The organism is Plantibacter sp. MDV22-iso1 (assembly GCF_058408345.1).
This window is the reverse complement of record NZ_JBZVDY010000001.1, coordinates 1,465,903-1,483,251: the sequence shown is the minus strand read 5'-3', so window position 1 is coordinate 1,483,251 and position 17,349 is coordinate 1,465,903. Positions and strand designations below refer to the sequence as shown.

Sequence of the window (17,349 nt, the reverse complement as noted above, 5' to 3'; positions counted from 1 at the left end):
GGATGTGAAGGACTTGTGAGCGATCGGTCCGGAGCCCGACCGCGCGCCGAGCCCGTGCCTAGGATCGGATCGTGACCAGAGTCTTGATCGTCGAGGACGATGCCCTGCAGTCGGAGCTCGTCCGCCGCTACCTCGAACGGGAGGGGCACGACGTGACCGTCCTGGCCGACGGTGCCGAAGCGCTCTCCGAGGTGCGTCGCTCCGCGCCCGACCTGCTCGTCCTCGACGTCATGCTCCCCGGGGCCGACGGCCTCACGGTCTGCCGCACGCTTCGCGAGGAGCAGTTCGACTTCCCGATCCTGCTCCTCACCGCACGCTCCACCGAGAACGACCTGCTACTCGGGCTCGAACTCGGTGCCGACGACTACCTCGCGAAGCCCTACAGCCCCCGCGAACTCGTCGCCCGGGTCCGAGCACTGTTACGACGAGCCCGCCGCACGGTGCCGGCCTCGACGGTCATCATCGCTGGAGACCTCGAGATCGACCCGGACCGGCATCGAGCCACCCTCGCGGATCGGCTGCTCGACCTCACGCGTGCCGAGTTCGACCTCCTCGAGGAGTTCGCCCTGCATCCCGGCATCGTCCTCAGCCGCGCCCGTCTGCTCGATCGTCTCCACGGGACCGACCGCTGGATCGGAGGCCGCACCATCGACACCCACGTGAAGAACCTCCGGGCCAAGATCGAGTCCGACCCGCAGCAGCCCACCCGCCTCGTCACCGTCTACGGGGTCGGGTACACCTTCCACGCAGGCTGAGCGAGGAACGGACGCCGGCGGAAGCGATTCTTAAGGCAATATTTCCCAGTGTCATATCGGGGACAGTCTCACTGGTGGCCCAGGAAAGCCCCGCGGGCAGCTAGCGGGCGATGACTGCCGAAGGTCACGATCCCCACTCCGCCGCTGTACTCCGGCAAGCCTGGCCGGTCGGTTGGCCGCATGCAAGAGCGCTATAGGAAATCGGCACTCTGAGGGCTGCAGGTGGTCGACAGGGTGGCTTCTATCGATCTCGTAGTGGATGCGGCGCGGGGTTTCTTGCGGTCTCAAGCGTGGGTAGAGCCGCGGCGGTTGCTGGTGTCCGGTGGTCTTTCGTAGCTCCCAGTCGACGCGAGCTCTCACGTTCCACGAGCTGGGGTGTGAACCGTATCTGGCGTGGTATCGCGGCCGCCTCGAATTGCTCGAGAACGAGTTCCACTGCAGCTGTGCCGAATTCTTCGTGGGGGTGATGCACCGACGACAGCTTGGAGATCCCGAGAATGTCGGCGGCCATGTCGTTGTAACCGACCACCGCGACATCCTCGGGGACTCGTAGGTCTGTCTCCGCGAGGGCTTCCAATACTCCGGCGGCGATGGAGTCGTTGACGGCGAAGATACCGTCGACGGGCATTCCTGAGGCGAGGAGACGAGCGACTGCTTCTCGGCCCGCTGAAGCGTCGCGGCGGACGGAATCGACAACGACGAGGGCACAGTCCGGTGTATTGGCCGCGGCCGTTGAGGCTCCCTTGCGTCGCAGAGCCACCTGCGGGATGTCGACCGTACCTCCGACGACTGCGATTCGCCTGCACCCCTGACTGAGCAGATGTTCGACCGCGAGGCGTCCGCCTGCGGCGTTGTCTACACCCACGCTCGACCACAGATCCGATGATTCATCCTGGTCGATGAGCACCGTGGGGATCCCACGAGCCGTGAGGCGACCTACCTGACTATTGATCGCGTTCACGGGCGCAAGTATGACGCCGCGTACCCGGTGTTCCTCGAACAGGGACACGTAGTCGTTCTCCGAGTCCGCATCACCGTTGGTGTCGGCGAGCACGAGACTAAGCCCTGCTTCGCGTGCACGATTCTGGGCACCGCGGGCCACCGAGGCAAAGAACGGATCGCTGACGTCGAATGCGATGAAAGCGAGCATCTTGCTCATGCCAGACCGCAACTGACGTGCGGTCTGATTCGGTATGAAGCCCAGCTGTTCGATAGCGGAGGAGATCTTTGTCGCGCTTTTGCTGCCGACACTGTCGGGGCGATTGATGTAGCTCGACACCAGCGAGACGGACACGCCTGCTACTTCAGCGACGTCTCGCAGACGCGGTTGACGGTTCACGCGATCCTCCCGTTTCCCTCCCTGAATGGTTGCAGATTCGGGCTTGCTTTGCCACCCACACTCACTATATTGTCGCTGTCAGCAGAATCTGTAACGTTACAGACTGCGGGGCTACGCATCCGCCAGAGCCCTCACGTAATGACTCACTGAGGAGCCGCCATGCACCGATACCTGACTCGAGCCCTGAGTATCGGGACAGCTTTTCTATTGGCCTTGGCGATTACCCCGGCATCACCGGCTGCTGCCGAACCGGTTGTGTACTACGTCAACAGCTCTTCGGCGACTTGCGACGACGCTGGAGATGGTGTGAGCGCTGACTCACCGTGGTGCTCGCTCGACGCAGCGAGTCGCACCTACTCGCCCGGTGATCAACTTCTCATCGCGCGCGGATCGACCTACGCCGGAGAGTTCCTCACGGTCAGTGGTCAGGGGACCGCGAACGCCCGCATCCTCATCGGCGCCTACGGCGAAGGCGCTGCGCCCCATCTCGACGGAGAACAGGAGGAGGGAAGGGCCCTCGTCCTCCTTCAGAACCCCAGTTATGTGACGGTTCGCGACCTTGAACTCAGCCACGCGGGAGCGGGGGCTCTCGCACAGTACCGTGGCGACTTCCCCGGACCGGTAACTGGAAACTCCTCCATCGTCTTCGAGGATCTATACGTCCACCACATCGCCGGACTCTTCGTCTCCACCATCCCGGGCGGTCCTGCCGACTTTTTCTGCAAGTCCAACGATCTTGATCTTTGGCAGTCTGCCGGAGCAGGTGTCACCGGCGACTACTACGAGGACGTGCCAAGTGATTCCTACTTCGTCTCCGGAGTGACGTTCGAGCGAATCGTCGGCCACGACAACCTCAACGTGATCAACGTCGACATGTGTGACGGTCGAGTCGGAGAACCCAACTCACCTGGGCCCGCGGCGCCGCACCTTGTTCGCGATGTTACGGTCAACAACGTCCACGCCTACGACGGCAACGGCGCCGGATACGCGCAGCAGTGCAACGAGGGCATGCGGTTCGACGCAGTAACCGGGCTGACGGTGATGAATTCTCGCTTCGAGAGTCTTGGAGCGTGCTATGTGCCGACTGGCACAGCTGGATTCATTCTGGTCTCTGTAGACGACGTGACCTTCAAAAACAATGTCCTGTCCGATACGCCCAACACTGGATCGAACGACCAAACAGCAATCGACAACGAGTTGTACGTGAACGATGTCACGCTCCGCAACAATCTCATCGCCCGCAATGCGGGACCTGGTGTCGAGTTTCTCTCCCTCCGACCGCAGATCGCGGACTACAACACCAACCACCGTATCGAGGGGAACAGCTTCTACGGCAATGGAGGCGGCTCCCTATATCGGCTTGGAAATGCCCCCTTCACTGGCACCATCGCGAACAACCTCAGCGCTGACAGCCGATTCGTCTACCCGGAAGCGGATTTCGCTCCACTCATTGGCAACAACACGAAGAACACCACCGCAGCGACGGGGACGGTGCCCTTCTACGCTGCAGATCACTTCGGCGATGGCATCGCGGGCGACCCCTGGTCCTATCGAGTGGGAATCGATGCCCAAGACGTCCTGACGTGGGACGCCGCGGGATATACCGCCAATGCCCACATTGAGGGAGTCTGGGGCGATGGCGCGCAACGTCAGATCTCAGCCTTCGAGCAGACGCCCGGCACCGCTCGCGTCTGGACGGCTCCCGCTTCTGGTGACATCTCGCTCCGCAGTCTCGCATTCAAGACTGAGGCGGGTGGCGGCAGTGCGACGGCGACAGTCTTGCTCAACGGAACCCCTATCCGCAGCGAGTCCATTAGCGGCAACAACACAGAGGGACTGTCGGTCGATGCCGATATCTCGGTCAATGAAGGCGATACTCTCGCCTTCGCCATAACGGGCGCTTCCGACGGGACTGAATGGACGAGTTGGGTGCCGTCCATCATGTATGTCGCAACGCCCACCGACAGCCCCGACGGCGTCGTTCGTGCCGGTTCCTTTGAGGCACCCGTCACGGGAGGATTCGAGTACTCACCGCGAAACGATGCGTGGTCATTCATCTCCGACTTCGACAATGGGGCTGGTGCCGGCATCGTACGCAACAACGGCCCATTCGGAAATCTCTCTTCCCCCGAAGGCAGCCAGGCTGGCTTCATCCAGGGTCAGGGATCAATGGCCCAATCGATTGCCGATCTCCGGCCAGGTGTGGACTACTCCGTCGAACTCGATGTCGCTAGCCGAGGCGCGGAGGCCGGTCAGAGCGTGGAGGTCCTGTGGGATGAGGAGGTCATTGCGACTATCCCCGCATCGGATCCACAATTTGTCGCTCATAGCGTTGCGCTGCCCGCAATCACGAGTGGCAGTCACCTTTTGACACTGCGCGGCACAGTCGCAGCGGACAGGACCGCCTTCGTCGACGATGTCCGGATCACTTACCAGGCCGAGACCGCGACGGCGCAGTTTGCGGACAGTAGCTTTGAAACGCCGGCGGCCAGCGGGATCAACTACGCGGTAACGGGCTCGCCCTGGAGTTACAGTCCGGTGGAGAACGGCAACGGCAGCGGAACGGCGTCCAACGGATCGGGGTTCGGTCAGCCGAATGCACCCGACGGCGCGCAGGTCGCCTTCGTGCAGAGGGGGGGCTCATTCCAGCAGACAACATCTGGTTTCGAGGTCGGGGCTTCGTACGCCATCGAAGTTCAAGCTGCTCAACGAGGCTCGGAGAGCCAGCAGATCGAGGTGTTGATCGATGGGGTCCCCATCGGCGTAATCGTGCCGCAGAGTTCCGCCTGGGCCTCGTACCGCACCCCGATCTTCACGGCCACGGCTACCGAGCACGTCATCACCTTCCGCGGTCTCGCCTCGGCGGACTACACCGCATTACTGGACACACCGACCTTGCTCGAGGTGTCCACCGCCGGCGTCGGTGATGCAGCAAGCACCGCTAATACCGGGCGCCTCCCCGATCTCAAGCAGGGAGAAACACATGGCTGAAACACTCACATCGACACCGCTACCGGCCGCAGACAAGCCCCCGGCCGGCCGGCAACGGACCACCGCGCCGCCACTGCCCCGCCCCAAGCGTGCTCGGGCCGCGATCTACCTCGCGCTCGTACCTCTACTGGTCATCATCGGTCTCTTCGCGTACTACCCTGCGGCGTCCGGTGTGTTCTGGTCGTTCTTCGACTGGAATCCAGCGTCGCAGTCGTTCTTCACCGGCGTTGAGCACTATCTCGCGATGTTCAACGACGAGATCTGGTGGACTTCATTCCGCAATCTCGGCGTCATCTTCCTTTTTGGGATCCTGGCCTGGGTCCTCCCTTTACTCGCCGCCGAGCTGCTGATCACACTCCGTAGTCCCAGATGGCAGTTCGTGACGCGGACCCTTCTCATCCTGCCGATGGCGTTTCCCGGCGTCGTGACGGCGCTCATCTGGGGGTTCCTCTACGAACCAAACCAGGGGGTCATCAACCGTTTCCTCGAAGCGATTGGGCTCGGCGACCTCGCTCACAACTGGACGGGCATGCCAGACACCGCCCTGCTGGCGCTCCTCTTCGTCGGTTTTCCGTTCATTGCCGGCTTACCGTTCCTCATCTTCTACGCAAGTCTCCAGAACATCCCTCCGGCGGTTCTCGAAGCAGCGCAGCTCGACGGGGCAGGGAGGCTGCGCAGATTCTGGTCTATCGACCTTCCCCTGATGGCAAGTCAAGTTCGTCTGCTGCTCTTCCTCGCCGTAGTAGCTGCCCTCCAGTACGGCTTCGTCGCCTATGTGCTCACGTCAGGCGGTCCGGACAACGCCACGATGGTTCCTGTTCTGCGCATGATCAACGTCGCGTTCGCGGGATCCGATTGGGGCTACGCCGCAGCGCTTTCTACCACGCTGTTTCTCATCACGCTCGTGCTCAGCTCAGTGGTCGTCTTCTCCGGTCGACGCGAGAGCGCGCACACAGACGGGGGGTCAATGTGACTACGATGCTTGAAAAGCGACCGAGCGTCCGTGACCGTTCCGGTCGGCAGATCGGGGTCAAGGCGGCGCTAATTCTGTTGATCACTATCAGCTTGCTGCCGTATGTCCTCATGGTGGTGACGTCGTTCAAGACGAACGAGCAGTTTGCGTCGAGCTTCTGGGGCATCGAGCTGCCGTTGCACTTCGAGAATTACGGACGCGCCTGGAACCAGGTTGCGCCCTATCTGTGGAACACGATCTTTATTGCGGCCATCACGATAGTTCTTGTTCTCATTGTTTCTTCGATCGCGGGTTTTGTGCTTGCCCGCTACCGGTTCCGCGGCCGGAACTTCATCTACGGTCTCGTGCTGTTGATGATGATGATTCCTGGCATCGCAAATCTCATTCCGCTCTTTGTCATGATGCGCGATCTTGGGCTGCTGAACACCTACACGGTTCTTGTTATCCCCTACGTAACGGGCGGAGTCGTGCTCGGCACGGTTCTGTTCCGGAACTTTGTTGAAGGAGTGCCACAATCGATCTTTGACGCGGCGCGAGTCGACGGAGCCACGGACTTCCGCATGTACATCTCAATTATGTTGCCGCTCTCGCGTCCAGTGCTGGGAACCATTGCGTTGATGACAGTTACAACCGTATGGAACGACTTCTTCTGGCCGTTGCTGGTGCTCAGCGATGACAGCCTCCGGACGGTATCTGTCGGATTGCAGTTTTTTCAGGGACAGAACGCCACTGATGTCGGTCCTCTCATGGCGGGGTATTTCATCGCCAGTCTTCCGCTCGTTATCCTATTCGGCTTCCTCTCCAAGTACTTCCTGGCGGGGGTACAAGGAGGTATGCCGGGCTCACACTGAGTTCAAGCTTCTACCATCGACGCCCGCATTCCGCTGGCGCACCACATTCGAAAGGCCAACTCATGCAGTCACGCAGCCGCTCCCGCATCGTCGCGGGTGCCGCAATCTCAGGAATAGCTATCTCGACGCTCGTCGGCTGCGCCGGCGGGTCCGCCTCAGATAAGACGACCATCACCCTCGCCGGCCCGAACCAGTTCACGAGCGACACCGACTCATTCGGTAGCGCCTGGGACGATCTCATCGCGGCATTCGAGGCTGACAACCCTGACATCGAGGTGAAGACGACCGTGCTGCCGTTGTCTTCCTGGGCCCAGACGTCGTCCGCTCAGTTGACGGCGGGCACGGCTCCCGAGCTGATTTTCGCGCAAACCCCGCACCAACCCGACCAGGTGGCATCGTTGAGCGACCAGCTCGCCGAACCGAACCCCTTCTCTCAGACCAGTCGGCCATCGTGCGGCACCGCAACCTTCCGACCCAGTCGACACAGGCGCGTGCTGAGGGCTTTCGCGAGCACGGACTTGCCGCTGCCCTTCACCCCGAAGATCGCCATCGAGTGCGAGCGAACGACACCCGCGGCGTAGGCCTCCCACGGGTCGAAGCAGAACGTGGACCGAGACAGCAGGTTCGGGCCGACGTAGGCGCCGGCCATGGGTTCGCCGCTCTCAGCAAGGAAGGGCAGCGCGGCGCCGAGGGTGCGTGACGAGGCGCGGTGGACCGGCGCAACGACACCCGCCCGTGCGCGGAGGTTGTACAGCGTCTTCCATCCGCCGGCGGGCATCGAACTTGTCGGGAGCGCGTCCTCAGCGAGGCTGTCGCGCCACACATCCAAACGGGCCAGGGTTCCAGGACGACGTCGACTCATCGCTTGCCCACCGGAGTAGGGAGCGCGGTCGACATGAACGCCGCGGCCTGTTGGAAGTACATCGCAGCGAGCGTGACCCTGGCCGGCTGCGCTGATTGCAGGATCGAGGCCGATGCGCGGGTGAGGCCGTCGACGTCGGCGGCCGAGACGGTCACGAACCCGCGGAACTCCATGTCGGTGAACCCGTCAACGATGTCATCCTCGCGTTCGCCGAGATCCTCGTATTCGCGATCCTGCTCACGGGTGGTGATCATCCCGCGTCGCTGACGCAAGCCTCGTGCGACCTCGAGGTCGACCTTCGCTCGCCCCACCTGACTCAGAGCCTTGTGGGTCGGTACCGGCCGCACGCTGAGGGTGAGCACCCGCGTCGCGTCGCCTGAATAGAGCAACTTGTTTAGGAACCCCACGCTGATTTCGGAGCGAGGCCACTCGGCGATCCAGTACGTGCGGTGGACCGAACCATCGATCTGCACGTGATCCCAGCGCTCCTCGATGCCCATCACCGGAGCGAGTCGGTTCGGGCCGTCACTCCGCGACTCTGCTGCAAAGCTCGTCGGGTTCATGGCGAGTGCGAGCATCTCGTCGATCGCTTCGATGTCGAGCCAGTTCCGGAGCTCGACGCCGATGGCTTCGAGCGAGTCACGCATCTGCTCGACAAGGTCGGTCACGATGGCAGCGATGCCGACGAGGCCGCCGCCAGAGTGCTTGATCGCCGACCGGAGCGAGCGCAGGTCGCAGGTAGCGGTCACCGTGTTGGTGAACTGCATCGATCGATCAGCACCCGCGGTGATCAGCGTGTCGTACTCCGCTCGGACCGCTGGGCTGACGGTCGACGGATCGGTTCGATCGCGTTCCGATGCGTAGCGCGCGAGCTCGTCGGCGGGTTTGGCATCGACACGGATGCGTGCCGTCGCATCGACCAGCCCAGGGAACGCCTCGAGCCCGCTCATCCATCCGACGAAGCCGTCGTAGGCCGCTTGCTGGACGCCTTCGTCGAGCAGCGGCCACGCGGAGCTCAGAACGTCGACCGAGAACGAGACGAGCGATCGTTTCGGGTCGAGGATGAATCCGCCCCGACCTGGCACTTGGACGAAGCGCAGCGATCCGTGCGCACCGGGAAGGCGATGGCGATGGATCTCGCGTGGGCCTTCAGCCCCGCGCCGCGTCGTTCCGATGTTCAAGGGTTCGTCCTTTCGTGAGTCCCACACGTCGCGCCTGAAGCTCGTCTGGAGGCGATGCCGCCGAGAGGCGTACGTGAGCACACGCCAGATGAGCGCGAGACCGGACTCGCGATGCCAGGTCCAGCTGCCGACGGCGATCGAGAGCGCTGCAGGCCAGATGCCGATGCGCCAGTAGCCGTCCCAATCGATCAGGAGCCAGATGACGGAGATCGCGGCCGTCGTGCACATGACGATGAGCTGGGGCCAGCTCAGACCGAGGAACGCGCCGCGTCGCTCGCGCTGGGCAAAGCGGACGCGGGGGAGGGCCGGCGAGTTGGTCATTTTGCGAGAACCCGTCCGAGGACGCGCATGGCGTTCTGGGCTTTACTCGAGACGTGCGGTCGCGGCTGGAGGGAGTTGCGGACTTCGTCCCCGGCGAATGACACCAGGCGGACCGCCCACAGGGGAGCGAAGGATGCGGCGAAGACAACCCCAGCGGCGACGATCACGACGCCGAGATCGGTGGAATCCGTGACCAGTTGGATCGAGAGGACCAGGATCGCCGCTGCCAACGGTTCAGCGATGACGAGGCCGATCGTCAGGTTCGCCCATCTCGTCGCCCAGACGGCGAACTTCGGCTGACCGATCATCATGAGGCCGATCGGCGCTGTCGCAGCGAGCGCGACGAGCGAGAAGGAGCGGATGGACATCGAGACGTAGAGGAAGAGCGCGGCTAGCGCCATGATGGCGAGGATGAGCAGGACCACCGTGTACTGGCCGATGACTGCGTTCGGGGCGAGCTTGGCGGTGGTCATGGCCTGGGCGATCGCGCCATCGTCGGCCGGGACGGAGACATCAGCGACCACTCGGTATCCGAACATGCGGAGCAGCGCGTTGCCGAGGCTCTGGTCCTGGACGGTTGCGACGAGTGCATCGGTCGTCTCACCGCCGTAGGTCACGAACTGCCTCATCACGTACACAGCGGCGACGCTGGACGGCACTGCGACAACGAGGCCGACTGCGACCTGCGCGATCCGCCGGCCGTCTCGCATGATCGCCGCCGGCGCGAGCTGGAAGCAGGCCACGATCGAGATGACGAGTCCCATCGTCGCGACCCAGAACCAGAACTGGCCGTCGGCGATGGTCCAGCTGGACTCGCCGGGACGGCTGCCGATGAAGGCATTTGCGAGCATGTCGGTCATGAAGTCGCCGAGGCCGATGATGCCGCCGCCGATGAAGCGTGCCGCAGACTCCTGCGCCAGACAGGGGATGTCGGCGGGCCCGCAGCCGAACTGGGGCACGCCGAAGTCGTCCGTCCGGAAGCCGCTCATACGATCTGCAGCCCGATGCCGAAGTTTATGAGTGCGGTGGTGCCAGCCGCGATTGCGGCAGCGGCGACTGAGCAGAGAACCCCCGCGATCCCGACGGACTTCAGTGCTCCGTTCTTGATGAGCCAACCGAGCGCGATGCAGGCGGCAGCGAGGAGCACCCCGATGCCGCAGAGGATGAGTACGACGAAGAGGATGTTGCCCGCAAGGTCCTGGATCGCCTTCGATCCAGGACCAGCCTTCGGCGTGATGTCGGGGATCGTCTTCAGGAGAAGGCCGCCGGCGTCCGTGGTCCACAGGGACGTGATGATGAATTCACCCACGGTCTTCACTCCGCGTGGACCGGGACGGAGAGGGTCAGCGGGTCACGCTGCGAGGGAACATCGACGACGAGATCCAGCGTGGACACACCGAACGGCACGTAGTAGGCGAGTGCGAAGCTCGTGCTCAGGTGGTTCGGCAGAGACCAGTTACGACCGCGCCCCTGCGCGCCGGCCGGACCCCACGGGACTCCTGCATCGGCCGCGAAGTCTGGTCCCTCGTTGGCGTCCAGTTCGGCGGTGTCGCCGAGCCCGACCCAGCTCGTCTCCCGGACGGTGAGGCCGCTGAGGTCGAGTTCACCGAAGGGGACGAAACCGTCGAGCGAAACCTGGATGACCGTCACGAAGCTGCCGGTCGGAAAGCGCTCCGTTCCGCCGGGCTGGCGCAGGAGGCCAGAGTCCTGAGTCGAGACGTAACTGCCGAGTTCGTAGACGGCGACGCCGAGGTCGGAGGTGGCTGCGCGAGCCACTGGCTCTCGATCCGGGGCTGTCGCGGACGGTTGCGTGGGTGACGTGGACGGGGCTGTGGACTGAGATGCGGTGTTGGCATCGATGCACCCGGTCAGAGCGATGGCCCCGACGGCAAGCAGTCCTACAAGCAGCGGTCGCCGCATCAATCCTCCCGAGAGTTCGCGAGGACGTGCGCGTCCTCGATCGCTCTTGGAGTGCCGCGGGCAGACCTGCGGACCTAGTTGCGGCGACGGTAGGGAGCGAGGTCGAAGGATGCACCCGATGTCGCTTGGGCGGTGTTTCGTCGGCGAGCAACGTGTCTGATGTAGAGCGATGCGTTCCCAGCAGCAGCAGCCCAAATGATGGCGAAAACCAAGGCGCGTGTTACGGGATCCTGATGTGCGTCGTGCAGCAGAACAGCGGTCCCGAAGAAGGAGACGACGATCTGGCTGATGACCCAGCCGCCCCAACGGCTGAGGATGACCACGACGAGCACGATTGCCAGGAACGGGAGCGGGAGCAGGAACATCCAGCCGCGCAGCTTCATCGGTTCGCCCAGGTCATGCAGTCGACGCTAGGCGCGGTAGCGGCCCCGCCTCGGGCGAGGACGGGCGTCTGTGGATAACTTCCCGACTACTTGGACGCTGGTCCAGTCCGGCCTAGGCCAAGCTCGACGCCGAGATCCCGGTACCGCTCGGATACGACCTGTTCGAGGACGACGTACTCGTGCCGGTGGCGTTTGCCGTCAGGCTCCTGGATTGGGTGGGCCTCGATAACTCCCAGTTCACGCAGCGTTTCTAGATGGTCCTGCACCGTGACGCGGTTCACCTCGACGAGCTCGGCTATACGTCCCCGCGTGAGCGGGCCCTCCGCTAGCAGTCTCGAGAGGATCGCGAAGTTCACCGGTTCGCCGAGGGTCGCGAGTGCACTCCGCGCATCGTCGGAGAGGTTGGGGCGAGCGACGCGGGGCATGGGGTCATTGTGCACGGTCTCGGACTGGTCCATGATTTAAGGATGGTTAAACCGTTTTCATCGGAGGAGGAACGCGATGTCGACAAGACTTCGAATGGCGGGCATCGTCTATGGCGACGTGCTGCCTGAGGAAAGGTCAGTGGGCAGGCCCGTCGCGTCCTTCCTGCTCGCCGACAAGCAACTGTCGCTGGACTCGGGCGGCGGGATGCAGCAATCGCTCATTCCCTGGTGCCAGGTTGTCTGCAGGGGTCAGGATCTCGTTGGTGACGCGCTGCAATTGCGCAGCGGTGCAAGAATTATTGTCATCGGACGCCTTCGCATCTTGAAGCCTTGTGACGTCAATCACCCGTCAGACGCGGTCTTGGTCACTCTCGAGGCGAATAGATTGAGTATGCGCGAAAGCAACGTACACACTGACACGACGCAGTTACGCCAATAGAGCCTCGCGAGGCGGGATAGTTGCGGAAGGCGCTCATGAGCGTCGAATGCCGTTGAACAGAACTAATCGGGATAGATCATTGGGTATTTGCCCTGCGTTCCAAGTGCATGTATGAGGTCGCCGACAAGTCGTTCAACAACGACATGGGGTTGCTCGCTGAGCTCTGCGAACGAAGCGGTGGTGATCTGCTGGAAAGTATCTTCGTTGTAGACCGGGCTCTGACCTCGGTAGAAACGATCCTCCCTGTATGCACGTGAGCCAGCCAACCCGTAGACGTGAATACCGAGGCCCCACTGACCTCGATATTCCAGGCGTTCGGCTAACGCGCAGGCTGCTCCAACCAAGCGATAAGACCACGCCGCGACGCTCTCATCCATGATTATGAGCGAGGGTCCTATTCGGTGTACGTCTGCTTCGTAGACCACCCGGGAAGCCAGAAAGCGCGCCGCGCCAGAAACTTGAATCTCGATGTCCGAGGCGACCTCCTGCTTCCAAGGGTCCTCAGCGCTGATAGTCCTTCCCTCGTCCAGATTGGTTCGTGCAATGCCGCGAGCGCGGCGCTCGACCCGGTGTAGCTCGCCGAGCTGTGGGCTGAACGCCGAGAGCTCGGCAGGAACGAATGACTCGGCCCGCTGGGTGATAGCCAGAATAGTTTTGGGGTCCTCGCGGACGAGCTGACGAGCAAACCCGGCGGGGGCGTAAAGGGGCTCCACTGCTCCCAGCAAGCGCGCGCGAGAGCCGTTCGCCGGGTTGCGAGCCAGCTCTTCCCCGAGGGCATCGAGCGTGTGCCGAGCAGCGCCTGTTCGCTCTCGCATCAGGCGATATACCTCTGCGTCATCGAGTCTGCGGCGGGTCTTCTCGCCACGTCCGTAGTACCGTCCGCTCACCATATGGAGCCTTGATCCGCTCATTGGGATGTCGATCACCACGTAGCCGTGCGATCCATCGGCGTCGGACCGGACTGCTTGTGGGCGGATGTCTAGGGCCGGCCTCAGACGATTGGCGGCGATCTGCTCGATCCGTTCCACAACACCCTCCAGAGGTACTGGGAACAACGCGAAGACGTCTTTCTGGCTCTCCTCTACGCCGATGATCAGGCATCCTCCATCGATGGCAAACGATGCAAGGTCTGCAGCAATTTCTGCACGTTCCCGATCAGAGGTTCCGAGCTGGCGCTTGAAATCGATGATGTGAGACTCTCGTGCATCTCCGCTCGTCACTAGAGATCGGAGGTCAGACTCAGTCTCAACGCGCCAATTCATGCTGCCCTCACCGCGCTCTGGTATGCATTGAAGGGAGCTCCAGGAGCGGACGAGAGTGGGGGCACCGGGATCGTCGGACGGCTAGCGGATCGAGTTGTGCGCATGTTGTGGAGACTACCGCAGTCAAGGAATTTAATGGCCGTCTAGGGGCACATCCTGCAGAGTCTCTAAAGGAGTACCCCCGGTACTCGTGTGCATCAAAATCAACTTGTCGGAGTCGGGATACCAAGCTGCCGTACAAATCGACTTACGGTGCTGCGCCTGGGTTGCCCGTCCCAGTTCAATGTAGTCGGTGACCAAAGTAGATACACTTGTTCTCTTGCCCGAGTGATTCCGACATAGAATTTGTTCCGTTCCTCGGCCATCTGAAGTTCGTCGTCGAACGAGCGATAGAACGGTATTCGCCCGTCATTGCAGTCTGGTATGAAGACGTAGTCGAACTGCAGACCTTTACCGGCAGGGAGAGTGGTCACGTATACGCGGCCCTCCCGGAGACGGCGCCCTGCTAGCTCCTCCACAGTTCCAAGGGAAAGCTGTTCGTCGCGCAAGCTCGCTAACAGTGCGGTCAGACCGTCCGCCGCCGCTGTGCGGGCGTCTTCAGGTGCCTCGTCGAACGCGTCCAAAACTCTCCCGAGCACCTCCCTGGACGCGTCTCCCGGCCTCGCTCCGATAAGTTCTACAAGCACCTTACCCTTGGTATCAGGGTCTACGCCGGGGGCTAAGTGGTTCAACTCATCAATAACGCTGCCGATGTCGGCCCCCGGACCCGGGTTGAGGATGGCACCGAGAGCTCGCTCGAACCAGTCCGTGAGGGTGGACTCCCAGTCGACGTCTTGCCGAACCCACGCAGGGATTTGATGACCCTCGAGGGCTTCAGCCACTTCTTCTGCCATGGAGTTAGTTCGACATAAGACGCCAATATCCTCTGCATTCGTTCCGCCTGCTGTTAGCTCGGATATCCGACCGACGATCGCCGAAAACTGATCTACGAGGGAACCGGGGATGTACAAGGCTTGTACATCGCCGCCCGTTCGCGTCGTGGTCACTCCTTCACTGTCGTCGAAGAGCCGACGGCTGACTTGGGCGATCACCTCGCCGCACCGATAGTTGGTCAGAAGCTCGACCATTTGCACATCGGGTCGCGAGGCTAGATCGATCAGTAATTTGGAGTCCGTACCGGTCCACCCGTAGATGGCTTGGTCAGCATCGCCCACTGCAAAAAGCTGGCTACAATCTGAGCCTTCTTCGAAACAAAGCTGATAGATGATGCGGTGTAAACCCGGAGCGAGGTCTTGGTACTCATCGACATATATCCCCTGAAACGCCGCTCGAAGCGCATCCCTCACGTCTGCGTGAGCGTCAACTATGCGGACAGCATGTTCGATGATGGCGGAAAAGTCGACCACGTTCTCGTCGCTCATCAACTGCTGGTAGGCATTATGTGCTTGAACAGCAACGCCTGTCAGGTTCCACCGGTCTTGGGAGGCTAGCTCGGTGCGAAGTTTCCGAACTGTGGCTTGGAGGAGGTGATCAGATTCAATCCCTGACTCTTGCAGGGCTCGGGCCCACAATTCATCGGCCTCGTGGCGCTTCAGTACTCGCGCATCTCGGAGTTGGGGGTTTCCGCTGACTTCCGAGAATGGACGAACTATGCGGTTCAGTGCGAATCCATGCACGGTTCCAATGAACAGGTTGCTTCGTTTATCGGAACTAATCTCTCTAAAACGCTGCGCCATCTCAGTGGCAGCTGCATTCGTGAGAGTGATACAGGCGGCGCCGCGCGGAGCAGAGATTTGAGTCGATAGATCGCGAGCTAGGCGTGTGACTAGTAGCTTGGTCTTGCCGCTACCGGGAGGCGCGATGACCGCGACGTGGCCACCGGCCGCCATAGCGTCTTCCTGGCGTGAATTAAGTGGGTGTAGGTCTGGCATTACACACCTCGCAGGTAGGACAACGCTTGTGCAACTGCCGAAGGGGCTGTCAAAGTCTCAGCCGCTAGGCGCTGAGCGAATCGGCCCTTGCCCCCTGAATGACCGATCTCAGACATCAGTTGCGCTCTGGTCGGGCTTCCGCTCCAAGAGTTGATTCTGGCAGGCGAATTAGTTGTGCCGAGATCTAGGAGCACTGCCTCGATGACTTGTCTGTTTCCCGTAGTTCGGTATAGGTCCAGCTCGAGCGTATCCTCGCCAACAAATAGACCATTAGCAGAGTTTGCTCCGCTCGTCCCCAGTGCGGCGGCGAGATTATCGAGTCGAGAACTGCCGGCGCTAGCTCCGTTCTCATCTGGATCTCCATCGGTCAGCACTGCGAATGGTATCCCGAGCGCAGCGCACAGCCTTGCATATGAAAGGAAATGTGTTCCGTGTACAGCGCAAATCGTGACGCCTTCCTTATCGAGTTCGTAGCCTGTGCTGTTTGCGATCGCTGGTATCAAAATTTCCTCGGCGTAACCCTCCACAAGGAGGACCTTCGTAGCGAAGACCAGCTCGGCCTTGGTCGCGTTCAGGTAGCGGTTCATGTCATCCCATTCGCGATCGGACAGGGCAGCGGTAGCGGCGCGATGTGCGATTGTCCTGTCTGCCGAACGTGAGAGGCGCAACAGGCTGCGTACGTCGACGTCACTGACGAGTTGTGGTGAGTGCGTGGTGATGAAGACCGATGTCAGGGGTGATTCTATGCCGAGCGCGCCGAAGACACTGCGTTGTAGATGTGGGTGCAGGTGGGCTTCTGGTTCCTCGGACAGAACCAAAGTGTGGCTTACCTCTTTCCCTTCCAGTCGGGCTTCGTAGCCGAGCTGGAGGAGGACGAAGTAGAGAATGTTCAAGGAGCCTAAACTGGCCGTGCTGAGTGGACGAGCTGCTGCACCGTCCAGGTACAGCAGGAGGCCCTTAATTACCTCGTCGATCTGACGCGGAACTGTACGTAGGGTCGCTTTGACGGCGTGTCGTGCGCCGACGCTCGACTCTAGTCGGTCAGCAATGTTCTTCTCGAGGCCCTGTACCCGGGGGATAGATGCGACAGCGTCATTGGCTTCTTCCAGGAGGGTGTTGATGCGTGTCGCATCGTCGACCGGCACATCACCCATCACCCGCTCTAGCAAAGATCGAAGGGGCGAACGCCGCCAGGCCCGCAGGTCGTTCTCTGCATCTCTGAGGGCAGACGTGAAGGCTACGAAGATCTCGTCTCGTAAATCGGCGGGCACGCGTGCGTTGTCCGAGCCGTCGCGAAAGTAGACTCCGTCGGAGTAGGCACCGTCCTTCTTAGGATCAGGCGCCCACTTGTATGTAAGCCTCGCCACGGGTGGGTTGGTCGAAACTAGGCCGCTCCCGACAGCAGCCAGAATGCGCGTGTCTTTACCCAAGTCGTCAAGGTCGATGGAGACTCGGATTTCCTGACCGTCTCGCATCGGATCACCGCTTTCTGAATCGAGTCCGTCCCAGAAGTCACTGTTCGAGAGTCGTCGGTCGGCGTATGGCAAGCTCGGGTCGAGCACAAGACGTACAGCGTGCAGGAGATTGCTTTTGCCCGCACGATTCTCGCCGACGATGACCACTGTTCGGCCCAGCTCGGTATCGAGATCTGCGAGATTGCGGAAGTTGTGCGTGTTGATTCGTCCGATGCGCATGTGCCAAACCTAGCGCTCTGCA

The 17,349-nt window shown here is 61.6% G+C and carries 16 protein-coding genes and 1 pseudogene; 6 read left to right on the top strand and 11 right to left on the bottom strand.

The window, feature by feature from the left end; translation table 11 throughout:
• Nucleotides 1–71 precede the first annotated feature (71 nt).
• Nucleotides 72–755, top strand: a complete 684-nt coding sequence (locus tag AC4PMY_RS07140; protein ID WP_217635001.1) for a response regulator transcription factor — start codon at nucleotides 72–74, stop codon at nucleotides 753–755.
• A gap of 241 nt (nucleotides 756–996) precedes the next feature.
• Here the strand turns inward: AC4PMY_RS07140 and AC4PMY_RS07135 are convergent, their stop codons facing one another.
• The gene (locus AC4PMY_RS07135) at nucleotides 997–2,094 is read right to left on the bottom strand and encodes a LacI family DNA-binding transcriptional regulator (protein WP_083397354.1); all 1,098 of its coding nucleotides are present in this window, start codon (nucleotides 2,092–2,094) and stop codon (nucleotides 997–999) included.
• Between the two features lie 159 nt (nucleotides 2,095–2,253).
• Between AC4PMY_RS07135 and AC4PMY_RS07130 the strand changes: the two genes are divergently transcribed.
• From AC4PMY_RS07130 to AC4PMY_RS07115, 4 genes and pseudogenes are all read left to right on the top strand, one after another.
• Complete coding sequence (locus AC4PMY_RS07130) at nucleotides 2,254–5,085, top strand: right-handed parallel beta-helix repeat-containing protein (RefSeq protein WP_083397355.1); 2,832 nt, start codon at nucleotides 2,254–2,256, stop codon at nucleotides 5,083–5,085.
• The gene (locus tag AC4PMY_RS07125) at nucleotides 5,078–6,058 is read left to right on the top strand and encodes a carbohydrate ABC transporter permease (RefSeq protein ID WP_083397356.1); all 981 of its coding nucleotides are present in this window, start codon (nucleotides 5,078–5,080) and stop codon (nucleotides 6,056–6,058) included. Before AC4PMY_RS07130 ends, AC4PMY_RS07125 begins: the two co-directional genes overlap by 8 nt.
• A 5-nt stretch (nucleotides 6,059–6,063) precedes the next feature.
• Complete coding sequence (locus AC4PMY_RS07120) at nucleotides 6,064–6,909, top strand: carbohydrate ABC transporter permease (RefSeq protein ID WP_071261856.1); 846 nt, start codon at nucleotides 6,064–6,066, stop codon at nucleotides 6,907–6,909.
• A gap of 62 nt (nucleotides 6,910–6,971) precedes the next feature.
• Nucleotides 6,972–7,307, top strand: a pseudogene (locus AC4PMY_RS07115) (extracellular solute-binding protein); the annotation flags it as partial.
• Between the two features lie 35 nt (nucleotides 7,308–7,342).
• On the opposite strand, the gene AC4PMY_RS07110 reads toward AC4PMY_RS07115, so the two are convergent.
• From AC4PMY_RS07110 to AC4PMY_RS07080, 7 genes are all read right to left on the bottom strand, one after another.
• Nucleotides 7,343–7,687: a hypothetical protein gene (locus AC4PMY_RS07110; RefSeq protein ID WP_491622690.1), complete on the bottom strand. Its 345-nt coding sequence runs from the start codon at nucleotides 7,685–7,687 to the stop codon at nucleotides 7,343–7,345.
• A gap of 80 nt (nucleotides 7,688–7,767) precedes the next feature.
• Complete coding sequence (locus tag AC4PMY_RS07105) at nucleotides 7,768–9,273, bottom strand: SCO6880 family protein (protein ID WP_071261667.1); 1,506 nt, start codon at nucleotides 9,271–9,273, stop codon at nucleotides 7,768–7,770.
• Entirely contained in the window at nucleotides 9,270–10,262 is a 993-nt protein-coding gene (locus AC4PMY_RS07100) for a hypothetical protein (RefSeq protein ID WP_071261668.1), read from the bottom strand. The genes AC4PMY_RS07105 and AC4PMY_RS07100 overlap by 4 nt, the downstream gene beginning before the upstream one ends.
• A complete protein-coding gene (locus tag AC4PMY_RS07095) occupies nucleotides 10,259–10,582 on the bottom strand; it encodes a hypothetical protein (RefSeq protein WP_139205451.1) in 324 nt (107 codons plus the stop codon). Before AC4PMY_RS07095 ends, AC4PMY_RS07100 begins: the two co-directional genes overlap by 4 nt.
• Before the next feature lie 5 nt (nucleotides 10,583–10,587).
• On the bottom strand, nucleotides 10,588–11,049 hold the full coding sequence (locus AC4PMY_RS07090) for a hypothetical protein (protein WP_071261670.1): 462 nt from the start codon (nucleotides 11,047–11,049) through the stop codon (nucleotides 10,588–10,590).
• 218 nt (nucleotides 11,050–11,267) lie between these two features.
• Nucleotides 11,268–11,576 (bottom strand): hypothetical protein, encoded by a 309-nt coding sequence (locus tag AC4PMY_RS07085; RefSeq protein WP_071261671.1) that lies wholly within the window; start codon nucleotides 11,574–11,576, stop codon nucleotides 11,268–11,270.
• A gap of 86 nt (nucleotides 11,577–11,662) precedes the next feature.
• On the bottom strand, nucleotides 11,663–12,034 hold the full coding sequence (locus tag AC4PMY_RS07080) for a helix-turn-helix domain-containing protein (RefSeq protein ID WP_071261673.1): 372 nt from the start codon (nucleotides 12,032–12,034) through the stop codon (nucleotides 11,663–11,665).
• Nucleotides 12,035–12,077: 43 nt separating this feature from the next.
• Between AC4PMY_RS07080 and AC4PMY_RS07075 the strand changes: the two genes are divergently transcribed.
• Nucleotides 12,078–12,440 (top strand): single stranded DNA-binding domain-containing protein, encoded by a 363-nt coding sequence (locus tag AC4PMY_RS07075; protein WP_139205452.1) that lies wholly within the window; start codon nucleotides 12,078–12,080, stop codon nucleotides 12,438–12,440.
• 62 nt (nucleotides 12,441–12,502) lie between these two features.
• Here the strand turns inward: AC4PMY_RS07075 and AC4PMY_RS07070 are convergent, their stop codons facing one another.
• The 3 genes from AC4PMY_RS07070 to AC4PMY_RS07060 form a co-directional block, all read right to left on the bottom strand.
• Nucleotides 12,503–13,660, bottom strand: coding sequence for an AlbA family DNA-binding domain-containing protein (locus AC4PMY_RS07070; protein WP_139205453.1), 1,158 nt, complete (start codon nucleotides 13,658–13,660; stop codon nucleotides 12,503–12,505).
• Nucleotides 13,661–13,905: 245 nt separating this feature from the next.
• Nucleotides 13,906–15,633 carry an ATP-dependent helicase gene (locus AC4PMY_RS07065; protein ID WP_083397357.1) on the bottom strand — a complete coding sequence of 576 codons (1,728 nt, stop codon included), beginning with the start codon at nucleotides 15,631–15,633 and terminating at the stop codon, nucleotides 13,906–13,908.
• Nucleotides 15,633–17,327, bottom strand: a complete 1,695-nt coding sequence (locus tag AC4PMY_RS07060; RefSeq protein ID WP_083397358.1) for an ATP-dependent nuclease — start codon at nucleotides 17,325–17,327, stop codon at nucleotides 15,633–15,635. The genes AC4PMY_RS07065 and AC4PMY_RS07060 overlap by 1 nt, the downstream gene beginning before the upstream one ends.
• Between the last annotated feature and the right edge of the window lie 22 nt (nucleotides 17,328–17,349).

Excerpts from the sequence above, each read along its gene's own strand:
- AC4PMY_RS07120 (WP_071261856.1), top strand. The coding sequence starts at position 6,064 with ATGCTTGAAAAGCGACCGAGCGTCCGTGACCGTTCCGGTCGGCAGATC.
- AC4PMY_RS07130 (WP_083397355.1), top strand. The coding sequence starts at position 2,254 with ATGCACCGATACCTGACTCGAGCCCTGAGTATCGGGACAGCTTTTCTA.
- AC4PMY_RS07085 (WP_071261671.1), bottom strand. The coding sequence starts at position 11,576 with ATGAAGCTGCGCGGCTGGATGTTCCTGCTCCCGCTCCCGTTCCTGGCA.
- AC4PMY_RS07075 (WP_139205452.1), top strand. The coding sequence starts at position 12,078 with ATGTCGACAAGACTTCGAATGGCGGGCATCGTCTATGGCGACGTGCTG.
- AC4PMY_RS07100 (WP_071261668.1), bottom strand. The coding sequence starts at position 10,262 with ATGAGCGGCTTCCGGACGGACGACTTCGGCGTGCCCCAGTTCGGCTGC.
- AC4PMY_RS07060 (WP_083397358.1), bottom strand. The coding sequence starts at position 17,327 with ATGCGCATCGGACGAATCAACACGCACAACTTCCGCAATCTCGCAGAT.
- AC4PMY_RS07065 (WP_083397357.1), bottom strand. The coding sequence starts at position 15,633 with ATGCCAGACCTACACCCACTTAATTCACGCCAGGAAGACGCTATGGCG.
- AC4PMY_RS07125 (WP_083397356.1), top strand. The coding sequence starts at position 5,078 with ATGGCTGAAACACTCACATCGACACCGCTACCGGCCGCAGACAAGCCC.
- AC4PMY_RS07110 (WP_491622690.1), bottom strand. The coding sequence starts at position 7,687 with ATGCCCGCCGGCGGATGGAAGACGCTGTACAACCTCCGCGCACGGGCG.
- AC4PMY_RS07080 (WP_071261673.1), bottom strand. The coding sequence starts at position 12,034 with ATGGACCAGTCCGAGACCGTGCACAATGACCCCATGCCCCGCGTCGCT.
- AC4PMY_RS07105 (WP_071261667.1), bottom strand. The coding sequence starts at position 9,273 with ATGACCAACTCGCCGGCCCTCCCCCGCGTCCGCTTTGCCCAGCGCGAG.